Raw genomic sequence first — 14,640 nt, forward strand, 5'->3', positions numbered from 1 at the left:
GAGGGGTTGAAAGGATGGACCTAATACAAGTTTTACTAGTAGAAGACGATCCGATGGTAAGACAAGTTAATCGTCAATTTATCGAACAAGTACCTGGTTATCATTTAATAGGTACGGCTAAAAATGGTGTAGAAGGCATTCAACAAATCAAACAACTTAAACCAGATCTTGTTTTTATGGATATTTTTATGCCAGAACAAGATGGTATTGAAACGTTAACAAAGATTCGTGAAAAAGGGTTAAAAGTGGATGTTATTGCTGTTACAGCAGCAAATGATATGAAGACAATTCGAAAAATGCTTCAATTAGGTGTGTTTGATTATATTATGAAGCCATTTTCGTTTGAACGAATGGAGCATACATTACAAAATTATCGTCAGTTTAAAACGAAAATCGATGGAAAGAGTGAGATGACTCAATCAGAGTTGGACCTCCTCCTTCATCATCAACAAAAGCCACATCAAACTGATACAAAACTACCTAAAGGACTTAATGCTGCTACTCTAGAGAAGATTGTCACTTATATTGGTACACAGGAGCAGTCTGTCTCAGCAGAAGAGGTAGCAAATGGTGTTGGGCTTGCGCGTGTGACTGCTCGTAGATATTTAGATTATCTTGAAAAGCAAAACAAAGTGAAGATTGACATTCAATACGGTGGTGTAGGACGTCCGGTCAATCAATATCGCTTAATTTATTAACATTAAATAGATAGGGGAGAGCGTATGGGAGAAGTGAGAGAAGTAAAAGTAGTTCCTTATGATTTCAATTGGCCAATTCTTTTTAGCGAAGAAGCAGAAAGTCTTGAACAAATACTAGTAGATGAAGTTATCGCTATTCATCATATAGGTAGTACATCAATTCCGTATATGTTTGCTAAGCCTATTATAGATGTACTCGTTGAAGTGAAAGATATTCAGAAAATAGACTCATATAATGAACAACTAACAAATAACGGTTATATTCCAAAAGGCGAAAACGGAATTCCAGGTAGGCGCTATTTGATCAAAGGAACCCTTCTCCATCGCTCACACCATATACATATGTTTCAAACAGGTGATCAGGAAATCGAACGGCATTTAACTTTTCGTGATTATTTAAAAACACATCCTGTCGAAGCAAATCAATATGCGGTGTTAAAGCAAACATTAGCTCAGCAATACCCAACGAATATTGAAGAATATATTAAAGGAAAGCATGACCTCATACAAGAGATAGATCAAAGGGCTAAAGCTTGGAAAGAAGCCTGTAGAGGAACTATTTAGCCTAAGAGGTTTTAATAACTTAATGGAGGGGGATATAGATTGATCAAAAAGATTAACATTAAGAATCTAGAAAGCGCTGAACGTGTTTTGAGTGTTCAATTTCCATCTTATAGGATAGAAGCAGCGTTACTAGATAATTATGAAATACCTCCTTTGAAAGATACTGTTGCGTCATTACATAATTGTGATGAAACATTCTTTGGATATTTTATAGATGAAGAGTTGTGTGGCGTAATATCGGTGAAACTTGAGGAAGATATAGTAGATATCCATCGTTTATTTGTTCATCCTAATCATTTGAGAAAAGGAATTGCAAAAAAACTTCTATACTTTCTTCAGGAAGAATTTCATGATGCAAAAAAAATGATTGTAACAACTGGCTCCAAAAATTCACCAGCCATAGAATTTTATCAAAAGAATGGTTTTACAATGTTAAAAGAAATAACAGTTGAAGAGAATTTATCTTTGACCTTATTCGAAAAAAATTTGAACTAAAAAGAGAGCATTAAGCAAATTGCTCTCTTTTTTTTACATAATATAACCCATGATACATGATGAAAATACCTAGAAAAATAATAATTGCAATCCAAATCGACATTTGCCAAGGTAAAAGGTATGCACCTAAGATCAATGAAGCGTTACTCAGCAAGGTAGCTCCGTTAAAGCTTAAGCTAGAAAACGCTAAGTAGGAACCTCTTTGGTCTTCTGGAATGCAATTTGCTTGTTCTGTGTTAAAAACAGGTGAATACAATAGTTCTCCAAGTGTAGCGATAAATCCTAATAAGATTAGAACAAAAAAGTTATTAGCGGAAGTTATTAAACTATAGCCAATACCATATAAGATTAACCCTATTAAGAGTATTTTCTTATTGGATAATGATTTAGTCAAATTTGCTATTAAGAAAGTAAAACAAACAACTAATAACGTATTTTCAACGTTTAAAATACTATACATCCGTACCCCTTCAATTTCAAAATTGAATATTGAAATGGTATCAAATGTTTCTTTAAGGCGTACGCTTATATAACTACTAAGAGAACGTTCAGCAGTAAATACAAACATAAACCCTAACACTAACTGTACAAAACGTTTATCCATTAATGCGGTTTGATAGCTTTGTAATAAGTCAATAAACATATTGTCATTGGTTTTCTTTCTTACTGATACTTGTTCATCTTCTAACCAGATAAAATATGCTACTGAAATACCATAAGTAATAATGGTTAAAATAGCGAATAATAAGATTTGATGATTGATGTATAGTAACCCGCCTAAAATTGCTCCAAGACTGATAGACAAATTCGTTAACCCATACTCTAATGTATAAATAGCTTTTCTATTTTTAGGTGTTGATGAATCTAAAATGATAGCTTCTAAAGCAGGACGCCCTAAATTGTTTGAGAAGATAAATAGCAAGTAAATGACCGCGAATAAGTAAATCGGTCTTTTTTCAGGAATAAGACATAGAGTCATGATTAATAGAAATGTAGGCGCAATCGTAGATGTCCAATAGAGAAGATGCTTTCGTTTAAAGCAATCTGCTAAATAACCTCCAATAATCCCAGAAATAAAACTTACAGCCACAGAGATTACTAATATAATTCCTGCATAAATTTTATTTTTCTCTTGTGTAAAAAACAACGCCATGAACGGCATCACAGAATTTGAAGCCATTCGATTGAAAAATGATGTGATTAATCGTAATTTAATATTTTGTGGTAATTGAAAAATATTCATGTTTTTCACCTCTCTCTTTTCAATAATAGTAAACTAGACTTATAATGTTAAAAATAGACAATATAGGAAATGATGTCTAGTTTTGAAAGGGTGAGAGAATGGATAGTATGCTTTTAAAGCTTTATCAAAACGTTAAGACAGGGGAATGTAAGCAACAACAAGTTGCTAATGTACTAGGACTATCACTTAAGCAAACAACGCGTTTGTTACGGAAATGGCAAGATAATGGTTGGATAAGATACATACCTGGTAAAGGAAGAGGGAATAGCTCATCTATTGAATGGCTAAAACCAGTTGAAACGATTTATCTTAAAGAGGCAATCCGATTGTTGGAAGAGGAATCTGTAGAAAATGCAGCGAAATTACTAACGTTTGATTGGTCTCCTTCAAGTAAGGAGCGGTTAACGACTCTATTTCAAACAAAAATTGGATTTATACAAGATGAAAACGATAGCCTTATCATTCCGTTACGTTTTCGATTTATCTCATTTCATCCTTTAGAGGCAATAGATGTATATAGCGCTAATATGGTCACTACACTTTATGATCGTCTTATTAATGTTGACGAAGCAGGGGACTTTACTCCAGGGATTGCGCATAGTTGGGAATGTTTAGAAGGGAAATTTCGTATTTATCTAAGAAAAGGTGTTCGTTTTCATGATGGCTCGCTGTTAACAGCTTCAGATGTTGTATCGTGTTTAGAAAAGCTTAGAAGGCATCTTAGACATGTTGACATTTGGGAACCTGTTTATCGTATTTATTCGCCAGCACCTTATGTAGTAGATTTTGATCTTCATTCATTTGCAGATTATATGCTGCCTCTATTAAGTAATACATATGCAAGTATCTATAAAGCGTACGAAGGAAATTTAATTGGAACAGGTCCTTTTTATCTTGTTGAAGATAATGAAACAAGAACGCTTATAAAGGCATTTGATACTTATTATAAAGAACGTCCACTACTTGATAGAATTGAGTTTATTCAAGTACCTACAGATTTTGAAATCATCTATCATACTTCTCAAACAGATGAAGCAGATGAGTTGTTTGAAGTGAAAAGTGATTCTGGATTTGGTGTAGTTGTTATGAATTATTGTCATGAATCTCCGCTTGAAAATCCAGATTTACGTCATTATATCCATCAAATCATTGCAAAATATCGTCATGAAATAGCTTCACATGAAAGTTTTAAAGGCTCTTATTATCCAAATGCAGAAGGGTTTCAGTTGGGGAATAGGGAAGCGTTTAACATTCCTCTCGTAAAAGAAAAGCCACGTATATATAGACCTCTTAAAATGCAAGTAGTTAACTATACGAAGGAAATGTCATATTGGTTGAAAGAGAAAATAGAAGCAGCTGGTATTCAGATAGAGATTGTTCATAAAACGTTTAATGATGCCCTCTATGGGAATTTAAAAGATATTGAAGCGGATATTACTATATTCGGTGAAGTATATGAAGTGAATCCACAATATTCGTTCTTTCATTTAGTAAAGGGATTAGATTATTTAATTTCAGAAGTATTTTCTGTCGATTCTGATATAAAGGAATTATCCTCAAACTTTAAATGTACATCGATTGCAAATTGGAAAGAATTAAATCATCAAATCGAAAAAATGTTAATCGAAAAGTCGATCATGATACCACTTTACTATTCAAAAAGAATGATACCGTTTACTACAGATCTTCAAAACATTTCTATAAAAAGCTTTGGTTATGTAGACTTCTCAAGTTTATGGTTGAAACCACATATTCTTTGAATGGCTTTAGCAAAGAGGACTAACTTATATAAAAATAACCATCATACCGATAATATGATGGTTATTTTTATAGTATTCTTTCAGCAGATTTAGTTTTTAAATACTCCAAAAATGTTTGGACATCTTTCTTGGATTTTAATATGATAATTTGTTTATTTTCAGGCAAGTCATGAAGCTTTCTTAAAATATCAGGTCTTTTCATCTTAGGATAATTCCATATCCATCTTAAAAAATCAAAATCAAATTGTTCTATTTATATCAAGAAAGATGATTGTATCTGCTGCATCCATCCTAATATCCAATGTCCCTCCATAATTTCCATCAATAAGCCATTCATCTTTTTTGACTAGATCTGTTTGAATGCTTATTTGTTCTTCCTTTGAAACGCCTTCCCAATTAGGTTTCCAAAATATCGCATCTAGATGGTATACCTGTATGTTTAAAATATTGCCTAACTGTCTAGCTAATGTAGATTTTCCTGAACCTCCTGAACCGATAAGCATAATCTTTTTCATAAAAGTCTCCTTATGAATAACTATTGTTGAAGTAGTACGATTACATTATAAACCTAACAGATAATAACTTTTATTGTAATTTTAATAAAATGTAAAGAAATTGAAATAAAACTTAATTCTAATGAAAAAATGTGGCGTATTTTTAAATAATTTGAAAAATTTGTATCACTGATGTTTATTAATCATATAAATAAGGGAATAGTGTGTAGTAGAAATAGAGGATAGGAAAGGGGGATCAGTATTGTTTTTGGTTTATATCGTACTGATTTTATCTACATGCTTAATCCCGTTAGTATTAATCGATATGAGAATAAAAGTATCAGAGAAACAATTTGAAAAGGCCATAAAAAATTTAGAATCGATGGATGATAATGTAAGTATTAATATTCAAAAAACTATACAGAATTCATATCAAATAACAGAATTAAAAACGATGATTATACACATATACAAAACCATGAAATGGAAGATTCGAAATGGATATACAAGGATAAAGACGCACAAGAATAACGAAAAGACATAATTAATATACGGAGCATTTGGTGTGAAATGCATTTGATAAAGATTAATTATCAAACAAATAAATAATACGGTGAAAAACTTCAGTATATAAAAATGCTGAAGTTTTTATATTGTTTAAAAACTTAAAATATCTCACTATTTCAAGTATACTTTTGGAATGAAACGTAACTTCCTAGAATTTATATTATGACCGGGGCGTAGTTTAGAATAGCGATAAACACTATTCTATTCTGAATCTATGACGACTTTTTTTCACTTCTTCCATATCGATGTATTTTACACTATATTCAATTACATCGTTTATAAATAAATGATGTTTTTTCGCAAATATTTTAACCTGTTCGAGTAATTCTGAATCGTATGTAGTTTTATATTGTACACGATCTTTAGGACGGCACTTCTTATCAAACGTAATAGTATCTAGCTCTATTAGATTTTTCAGACCAGATTCCAATAAATAATTTACATGGGTGTCATTTTCAACAGCAATCTTATCTAATTGATTTAATAATGATTTACTAATATTTGTTCTAAATTTTACTCTTGCTGTATCAATTGATTGATACAATTTACCGTTTATATTTTTCCACATTGCATTCAGTCCTTATTTTAAATTTTATGCTTTAGCATAAGCGCTTTTTTATTTGAAATATAGTGTTCTGGTACATTATTATAAATAATTTTGGCTAGTCTTGGTAAAGTATTTTTTCCTTTCACCCATACTCGGAAAATTTTACGATTAGCTTGAGTCATTTCGATTGTAATTTCAGATCGTAAACCCCAATTTTGAAATACTGATAATAAACCATCTGCAAATTGTTCACTAGCAGTCGTTATATTCATTACATAACCTCTTTTTTGAACCCACCCATCACCATCTATTACTCCTCTAATAAATGATGGTAAAAACTCTTCTGGAACTTCCGGAAACGGTACAGTTAACGACTTTTTAGATGTAATTCCTAAGTTCTGAAGATCATTTTTAATGATTTTTGAATTGATCAATAAAGTTGGCACAGTTCTTGTTGGACCTGTTGGTGCAAGAACATAATCTGCATCCATATAATTAGCGATTTCTTTTAATATCGTTTCACCTTTTTGTGAAAAAGATATTGTTTGCGTACCTTTGTGTACACATCCATCTGTGATAAACATCCCTAAAACCCAAGCCATCTCATGTGTCCAATCTTTAAAGAAATGCTCATTTACTTTATGTTTTCTTGGTACACCATTTAATTTTATTCCATGTTTATTGATCACATTTCGAATAGCACGATTCGTTAAGCCGATAATAGACGATAATTCTTTGTCCGAAAGTCCACTTTTATACAAACAAATAATATCTTCATCTGTAATACCAGGTTTTCTAGGCATAGCTATCCCCTTTCTTTCCATAGATAATTAGTGATTTTCTACTTGAGATACACTAAATACTTCTTTATTTATATAATGCGAACTAACGTTCTGTTGGTCAAGAAAAGTGCTAATTTCATCTTCTTACTTCAATATTACATCTTCATTGTCTACTTACATAGTCAATATAACGCTAAAAACTACTTATCTAGGTTAAAAATAATAAAAAAGTTGCTGCCCGCAAAATACAGACAGCAACTTCAAGTACCTATGATTTAAAAATAAAGAGATTTATTAAATTTAAGACACTTGTATTTCAACCTTTTTCGGTTTCGGTGTAAACCAAGCTAAAACAAATGTGATACAAGCAAGTATAAACAAGTAGAAATATGTCTCGCCGGCTGCTGTTGCTAGTGGTGATGTTGTTGATACTTTCATTGCGTGTGTTAACTGTGTTGAGTAAATTGTGACAATGACAGCAGTACCGACTGCACCGGCTAACTGGCGTACTGTATTGTTTACTGCTGAACCATGCGACGCTAATTCGCGTGGCAATGCGTTGAGAGCCGCTGTATTAAGTGGCATGGTGATAACCTGAAACAATCACAAAGCAAATTCATTTAATGTATCGTAGCAATTAATTCTAATAAAAGCCCAGTAAAATATTACTTTTAAGCGGTAGGTTATTCTTAATTTAATCGTTCGTGTTTAAGTTATTCCGAATTTTATCCAGCCGATGGTGAAATCGCATTTTTCAGCAATTAATACGAATGATTACTTGCTTTGATATTCGATTGTTCGTGTTTATACTTTGAATATTGTAAGCTAATTTTTAATCAAGAATGATACATACCACTTACTTCAAAAACTACTTAACTAGAATAAAGACAATAAAAAAGTTGCTATCTGCAATCGACAGACAGCGACTTTAGGTAAATGTATGTTTACAATCCCCTACACTTTTACACTACTTGCTTTCCTACCATGTACAAAATAATAAGCAGGAATTAATAAGAAGATGGCTATAGCTAAAATAATGTACATCGTATGAAAACCAAATTGTTCAACAATTAAGCCAATAACATAAGCACCGATTCCCATACCGGCATCCATGCAAACGAAAAATGTTGAAATGGCTAATCCTAAGCGATGTGGTGGTGATACTTTCACAGCAATTGTTTGCATACTAGACATTAATGTTCCGTACCCTAGAGCTAGGAATACGCCCGCCAGTAAAAGAATAAAGCCATTGTTCGCAAAAGCAATTAATAATAAGCTACTCGCAAACAATACAAAAGAAGGATAAACAACGATATTTTCACCTTTTTTGTCAAACAATTTTCCAGCAATCGGACGAGCTATAAATAAGAATATAGCGTAAACGACAAAGAAAAAAGAAGCAGCTTTTGTTAAATTGATCTCAATAGCATACGAATTAATAAAAGAAATAATACTTGAATAAGTAATACCACTTATGAACATAAGCAATGAAATTGGAAGAGCTTTTTTCTCAAAGAAATCTTTCAATTTAAAGCCCTTTTTCAAATTCTCTTTTTGTTCCGGTGTTAAATCAACCTCTGTTATTTTACCTAATGCTGTTGATACCAATGCTAGGATACTGAAAGTTATACAATAAGCGAACATCGTGTTATAACTAAAATTATTCGTAATATACAACGCTAAAAAGGGACCAATAGCTGTTGCAGCTGCCGTGCTTAATGAAAAATACCCCGTACCTTCGCCTCTTTTATCATCTGGTAGTCTTGCCATAGATACAGTTACCAAAATAGTCGTCGAAATACCAAATGCAATCCCATGTAAAAATCGAATAACCATTAAGAAACCAATGCTTGTAACAAATAAATATGTAATCGAAGCGACTAAAAATAAAGTTAATCCACTATACAACAATTTTTTACGACCTATTACATCCATAAGCCTTCCTGCAAGTAAACGAGCAAATAATGCCCCAACTACAAAAATACTTGCAGCCAATCCAGCACTACTTTCTGATGCTTTAAATTGCTGAATCGCATATACAGCCATCGACGTCATTAATAAGTAAAAGCTTAAAGCAACTAAGAAATTAGATGCTAATAAAAATATAAAATCCTTCGTCCAAATTTTTCCCTTTTCCACGTTATTTATCTCCATTTCTTGCAAAGTCAATCAATCCCAAAGCAATAATGCTCGGTTATCTTCTTTCGTATTTGAAAAACTAACTACATTTTCATTTTTCATAATCAAGTATACACCAATATTTTTAAACACTTCTATGACGAAAAAATTTTAGCTTTTAATATAACTCAACATGAAAATTGGTTAAAGTACCGTCAGAATAACGGCAATACCGTTTAAAACACTATGAATAATCATCGCAGGTATTATAGAACCTGATTTTTCATAAGTCCATGCAAATACTAAGCCTGAGATAAAGTTCACTGGTAGCGTGTTATACGTTGGAATATGAACGATTGTAAAAATGAGCGAGCTAAATAGTATTCCGCTTCTAACTCCCCATCTTAACTTCATCCATTTATAAAGAAAGCCCCGATAGAAAATTTCCTCGTAAATAGGTGAAATAATGGCTGCTGATATAAATGCAATGCTAAATGTAAACCAAGTGATATTTCTTTGTAATGACTCAGTCTTCGTATTTTCAACACCTATATGGAATAGGTACATCAACATTAAAATCATGCAATTAGTAACTATTAAAATGAATATCCAATAAATGATAGATTTCCAATAGCTTTTAGTAAACCGACATAGGCCTATTTCAAACCATTTCAAATGATGTGGCTTAAGCGCAATAAAATACACACCTAAAGTAAACACAATCGCCATTAGAAAACCAGTTGCTGTACCTGAATAAAGTCTATCCTTGAATATGTGCAGTAAAAAACTATGCAATAAATATTCGACGAAGAATGGTACAAACACAAGCGTTAATAAAAGTAATAAAGTAAATTCCTTATAAGTCCAATTCGAAGATGCAGTACTATCTTTCTTCATTCTTAAATTCCCCCTGAAAAATAAAGTATGTTACATTTAGAATAAATGGTGACGTTACGTAACCTACAAGCGTTATTTTAAGGAGGATGGATTCAATGACGTATTTTTCTACAGGAGAGGTATCGAAAAAGCTAAATATATCCTTACGTACACTGCGATATTATGATGAAATTGATCTCGTAAAGCCTACTTTAAAAGAGAATAATGGGAAGCGATACTATTCAACTGATGATCTACTGCTTCTAGAAAAGATTTTGCTACTAAAATCCGCTTCTATATCTTTAGAAGATATCAAAAAAATAATGAACCAAGTTACGATTCAAACAACACTATCCATACATAAAACGCAGCTTGAAGATAAAATCAAACACTTGCAACAATCCTTGAATCATACAAATACGCTAGTGAATATGTTGAAACTGGATGATGATATTCACTGGGAGCAATTATTGCCGCTCCTTTCAGAAGAAAACCAATCTTTGAAACTGCAAAGGAAAAATGAAGTATTGAATAAATTATTCAATAAAGAAGAACAAGAGGCTTTAAAGAAGCAACTTCCGAAAATGGAGAGTAATTCAGATCATCTATTGAAGTGGCTTAATCTAGCAAAGCGAATTGAGTTATGTATAGAGGATGGGAAAACGTTTGATTCCCCGGAAGGTCAATTGATCGCACACGATACATTACTGTTATCCAACGAAATGTTTAATGGCGATGATGAATTAGCAAAGAAATTTTGGGAAGCACGTAAATCTGAAGAGATTTCAGCTGATTTGAGCCTTTACCCTGTTAAAAAGGAAATTATATTATTTCTAGAAAAAGCAATTAATTATTATGAAAATAATTAATAAACGAAAAATAATAGTCTATAACATTTTCAATTTAAAAATCTGATATAAGGAACATTTGTTCTATATATAGAGAAATATAATAATTATACATATATTTTATGATTATACAATGCATTTTTGCTTAAATTATCATAATTTATCGCATTATTATCAAAAATGCTATTTTTACACCGATAGAACAAATGTTCTGTTTGTAAAAGATAGGATTGATCTAATCTATTATTGCTTCAAGAATGAGCTTTATAAAACTAAGGGAATTACAATATAAAAAGCCCAATTCTTCAATTCAAATGCTGAGAAATTGGACTTTTTTGTAATGATAAAAATTATCTGAGATCTTGCCAAATCAAATACTGTTATTCTCCCTCTTTTTCTGCGGCCATTGCATCAGCTCTAGTAGGATGAATCGTTCCAAATGGATGGTTAGGTGGCGTATAGATTGAATATAACTTTAAAGTAGTACTTCCTGTATTTGTTACATTATGCCATGTTCCAGCAGGGATAAAAATAGCAGAATCATCATTGACATTTTCTTTAAAGGTTAAATTATCTTTACTCTTGCCCATTTGTGCTATCCCTTGCCCCTGCTCTATACGTAAAAATTGATCGACATCAGAATGGATTTCTAGTCCTATATCTTCTCCTGGATTTATACTCATTAACGTTAGCTGTAAATGCTTACCTGTCCATAAAGTGGTACGATAATTATTGTTTTGCTTTGCCGCTTCGTTAATATTAATGACAAACGGGTTAGCACCATTATCTTTGAGCGTTTCATTATGTTGTACCATGCTGATCCTCCTTAATTGTGATATATCATTAGAATTCTCCTTTTTATTAATTTTTCATACCTTTTTTAATTGCAAATTAATCTATTAACGGAAACTTCAACATCGTCTAAATGCACGCACAATAAAACGCCGAAATGATTCATTTCGACGTTCTTTATTTGATAAAGTACTATCACCTAGATCACTTTACTTATTGAGTTTTTAGATAGATGTTTCATTTTTTCTAATTGGCGAACAGTTGGCGTTAAATTAGCAAAGAAATACGCTTCTCTAAGCTTACGTGAAGGAGCACTTCCATTAACATAACCTGCAGATCCATTATGTAGCATGTTTGCTTTCCAATGTTGCATAAGCCTAATACGAGAAAAAGCCTCTCCAATTAATGTTAGAGAGGCTTTTCTTTATATTTTTATAATGTTTTAGATAATCTTATTTAACAAGTGATTTTCCGCCAGCAATACCTGGTGTTGTCATTGCATAAGGATCTAAAATTTTATCTAATTGTTCTGCTGTTAAAGCACCAGATTTAATGCAAAGTTCACGTACAGAAGCACCAGTAGCGTATGCTTCTTTTGCAATTTGTGCAGCTAGTTCATAACCGATATGTGGGTTCACTGCTGTTATAATACCAACACTTTTTTCCACATATTCTTTAAGATGTTCTGCATTTGCTTTGATACCAACTAAACATTTTTCTGTAAATACTTTAAACACATTTGTCATAGTAGAAATTGATTGAATTAAATTAAAGAATAATACAGGTTCCATGACATTTAATTCAAATTGTCCAGCTTCTGAAGCAGAAGAAATAGTTAAATCATTACCAATAACTTGGAAAGCTACTTGGTTAACGACTTCAGCCATAACAGGGTTTACTTTACCAGGCATAATAGATGATCCTGGTTGACGTGCTGGAAGGATAATTTCAAACAAACCATCACGTGGACCAGAAGCCATTAAACGTAAGTCATTTGCGATTTTTGACATATTAATCATACATACTTTTAAATTAGCCGATACTTCTGTATAGCAATCAGTATTTTGAGTAGCATCTATTAAATTTTCCGCACCTTTTAATGGTAAGCCACTTAATACGCTAAGATTACGAACAACCGATTTAATATATGTTGGATCTGCATTCAAGCCAGTACCAACTGCTGTTGCACCCATGTTCACTTCATAAAGATGTTGTCTTGAAAGTGAGATACGATCGATATCACGTGATACTACACGACTATATGATTCAAATTCTTGTCCAAGTAAGACTGGAACTGCATCTTGAAGATGTGTACGACCCATTTTAATAATACCAGCAAATTCTTTTGATTTAGAAACAAACGCACTTTGCATTGTTTTAGTAGCTTCAAGTAATTGATTTAATAAGCTTAAAACCGCAATATGTGTTGCAGTTGGAAAAGAATCATTTGTTGATTGTGACATATTAATATGACTATTTGGGCTGATTACCTTATAATTACCTTTTGTTTCTCCCATTAATTCAAGTGCGCGATTGGCAATCACTTCATTTGTATTCATGTTAATAGATGTGCCTGCGCCGCCTTGAATAGGATCTACTATAAATTGCTCATTCCATTGTCCAGCAATAACTTCGTCACAAGCTTGAATAATATACTTACCGATATTTTTATCTAACATGCCAACTTCCATATTTGAAAGTGCAGCAGCTTTTTTTACAATCCCTAAAGATTTAATAAGTTCAGGGTGAATTCGATATCCTGTAATAGGAAAGTTTTCAATAGCTCTCATAGTTTGAACACCATAATAAGCTTCTTTTGGTATTTCTTTTTCTCCTATAAAATCTTTTTCGATTCGAAATTCAGTTGTTACCATAATCATTATCTCCAGTTCTAAGATGTAATTGCGTAAGCTCTTTACACTAAATCTTTCATATAGATAGTAACACAAATTCTCTCTAAAAAATGTTACAAAATTGATTTTATAATAGGTTGTAATATTAAAAAAATACTAAAAATACACGCTATTTTGTACATTGCTGAACAAATAGTCCATCATATATTTCAACTATTCACTCGAAATACTATATAATAGTTACATCTAACAAGAAAGGTTGAGAATTATTTATGTCAAATGTTGAGAAAATGGTTGAACACGCGCTTGAACTAAGACGTACAGGTCGATATGACCAAGCCTTAAATATGTACACAGCTGCTATTAAAGAAGAACCGTCAAATAGTAATCTATATCGAGGAATCGGGAAAGTTGCTTATCTAATGGGACAAAGTAAACTTGCAGTATCCGCTTACTTGTCAGCATTACATATTGAAATTGCGAAAATCGAACATTTTGGTTTAAACGAAGAAACACAAAAAATGTTCGATCAACTTCCGGAAGTATTAACAAAAGATTTACCGGTTATCGGGGCATTTATCATTTATTACGATACGAACACACTGCGTCACTTAGCACACGCAATTGCTGACTTTGACGACAATGCCTTAAGTCAAGAGCCAGAACTAGTAGCCTTCAAAGAAATTTATACAGCTCATTTAAAAGGTGATCAGGAACTAGCAGATATACTAGCAATTTATAATCGCACTGAAAAAGACTATACGGATCAAGAATCGACATTTTATATTCAAATTGGGAAAGAACTTGCTTTAGCGTGGATTAAGTGGGATCACTTAGGTAGTTTGGATGTAGGAAATTTATATTTTTAAGATTGATGAAGCCAACAGTCGAGTTTAACTGTTGGCTTTTAATATAGTCTTATTCCCTGCTATCAAAATTATACCTTATTTAGTTTACATAATAATATTATGTGTTAACATTGGAAGTGACAGTATATAAAAAC

At 32.2% G+C, this 14,640-nt stretch carries 15 protein-coding genes and 2 pseudogenes; 7 read left to right on the plus strand and 10 right to left on the minus strand.

The genetic code is table 11. The features are described 5' to 3' along the window. Window positions 1-14: 14 nt before the first annotated feature. The 3 genes from Q0977_RS03405 to Q0977_RS03415 are packed head-to-tail and all read left to right on the plus strand — an operon-like array spanning window position 15 to window position 1,757. Window positions 15-698, plus strand: a complete 684-nt coding sequence (locus Q0977_RS03405; RefSeq protein WP_119415904.1) for a response regulator — start codon at window positions 15-17, stop codon at window positions 696-698. 24 nt (window positions 699-722) lie between these two features. Further along, window positions 723-1,262 carry a GrpB family protein gene (locus tag Q0977_RS03410; protein WP_119415905.1) on the plus strand — a complete coding sequence of 180 codons (540 nt, stop codon included), beginning with the start codon at window positions 723-725 and terminating at the stop codon, window positions 1,260-1,262. Window positions 1,263-1,301: 39 nt separating this feature from the next. Next, entirely contained in the window at window positions 1,302-1,757 is a 456-nt protein-coding gene (locus Q0977_RS03415; RefSeq protein ID WP_299510617.1) for a GNAT family N-acetyltransferase, read from the plus strand. A gap of 10 nt (window positions 1,758-1,767) precedes the next feature. Here the strand turns inward: Q0977_RS03415 and Q0977_RS03420 are convergent, their stop codons facing one another. Further along, on the minus strand, window positions 1,768-3,000 hold the full coding sequence (locus Q0977_RS03420; protein WP_299510619.1) for an MFS transporter: 1,233 nt from the start codon (window positions 2,998-3,000) through the stop codon (window positions 1,768-1,770). Window positions 3,001-3,098: 98 nt separating this feature from the next. On the opposite strand from Q0977_RS03420, the gene Q0977_RS03425 reads away from it, so the two are divergent. Beyond that, entirely contained in the window at window positions 3,099-4,760 is a 1,662-nt protein-coding gene (locus tag Q0977_RS03425) for an ABC transporter substrate-binding protein (protein WP_299510621.1), read from the plus strand. Between the two features lie 67 nt (window positions 4,761-4,827). Here Q0977_RS03425 and Q0977_RS03430 read toward each other — a convergent pair. Further along, window positions 4,828-5,275: pseudogene (locus Q0977_RS03430) on the minus strand (topology modulation protein). A gap of 241 nt (window positions 5,276-5,516) precedes the next feature. On the opposite strand from Q0977_RS03430, the gene Q0977_RS03435 reads away from it, so the two are divergent. Next, on the plus strand, window positions 5,517-5,798 hold the full coding sequence (locus Q0977_RS03435) for a hypothetical protein (protein ID WP_299510623.1): 282 nt from the start codon (window positions 5,517-5,519) through the stop codon (window positions 5,796-5,798). 219 nt (window positions 5,799-6,017) lie between these two features. Here Q0977_RS03435 and Q0977_RS03440 read toward each other — a convergent pair whose 3' ends face one another. The 5 genes and pseudogenes from Q0977_RS03440 to Q0977_RS03460 form a co-directional block, all read right to left on the minus strand. Then, window positions 6,018-6,389 carry an rRNA methyltransferase gene (locus tag Q0977_RS03440; protein ID WP_119415911.1) on the minus strand — a complete coding sequence of 124 codons (372 nt, stop codon included), beginning with the start codon at window positions 6,387-6,389 and terminating at the stop codon, window positions 6,018-6,020. A 17-nt stretch (window positions 6,390-6,406) separates the two neighbouring features. Continuing rightward, window positions 6,407-7,171, minus strand: a complete 765-nt coding sequence (locus Q0977_RS03445; protein ID WP_299510626.1) for an LAGLIDADG family homing endonuclease — start codon at window positions 7,169-7,171, stop codon at window positions 6,407-6,409. Window positions 7,172-7,450: 279 nt separating this feature from the next. Next, window positions 7,451-7,741: pseudogene (locus Q0977_RS03450) on the minus strand (MFS transporter); the annotation flags it as partial. Window positions 7,742-8,104: 363 nt separating this feature from the next. After that, on the minus strand, window positions 8,105-9,289 hold the full coding sequence (locus Q0977_RS03455) for an MFS transporter (protein WP_299510628.1): 1,185 nt from the start codon (window positions 9,287-9,289) through the stop codon (window positions 8,105-8,107). 183 nt (window positions 9,290-9,472) lie between these two features. Next, window positions 9,473-10,165, minus strand: a complete 693-nt coding sequence (locus Q0977_RS03460; RefSeq protein WP_299510630.1) for a CPBP family intramembrane glutamic endopeptidase — start codon at window positions 10,163-10,165, stop codon at window positions 9,473-9,475. A 95-nt stretch (window positions 10,166-10,260) separates the two neighbouring features. Between Q0977_RS03460 and Q0977_RS03465 the strand changes: the two genes are divergently transcribed. Further along, window positions 10,261-11,013 (plus strand): MerR family transcriptional regulator, encoded by a 753-nt coding sequence (locus tag Q0977_RS03465; protein ID WP_299510632.1) that lies wholly within the window; start codon window positions 10,261-10,263, stop codon window positions 11,011-11,013. Between the two features lie 359 nt (window positions 11,014-11,372). Here the strand turns inward: Q0977_RS03465 and Q0977_RS03470 are convergent, their stop codons facing one another. From Q0977_RS03470 to aspA, 3 genes are all read right to left on the minus strand, one after another. Then, window positions 11,373-11,858, minus strand: coding sequence for a cupin domain-containing protein (locus Q0977_RS03470; protein WP_299510737.1), 486 nt, complete (start codon window positions 11,856-11,858; stop codon window positions 11,373-11,375). A 125-nt stretch (window positions 11,859-11,983) separates the two neighbouring features. After that, window positions 11,984-12,136: a hypothetical protein gene (locus Q0977_RS03475; RefSeq protein WP_299510749.1), complete on the minus strand. Its 153-nt coding sequence runs from the start codon at window positions 12,134-12,136 to the stop codon at window positions 11,984-11,986. A 100-nt stretch (window positions 12,137-12,236) separates the two neighbouring features. After that, window positions 12,237-13,661, minus strand: coding sequence for an aspartate ammonia-lyase (gene aspA, locus Q0977_RS03480; RefSeq protein WP_199670778.1), 1,425 nt, complete (start codon window positions 13,659-13,661; stop codon window positions 12,237-12,239). 248 nt (window positions 13,662-13,909) lie between these two features. Here aspA and Q0977_RS03485 point away from each other — a divergent pair, with 248 nt between their 5' ends. Beyond that, window positions 13,910-14,506 (plus strand): tetratricopeptide repeat protein, encoded by a 597-nt coding sequence (locus Q0977_RS03485; RefSeq protein WP_119417078.1) that lies wholly within the window; start codon window positions 13,910-13,912, stop codon window positions 14,504-14,506. Window positions 14,507-14,640 lie beyond the last annotated feature (134 nt).

This window comes from uncultured Rummeliibacillus sp., from assembly GCF_934216135.1.
GTDB lineage: Bacteria > Bacillota > Bacilli > Bacillales_A > Planococcaceae > Rummeliibacillus.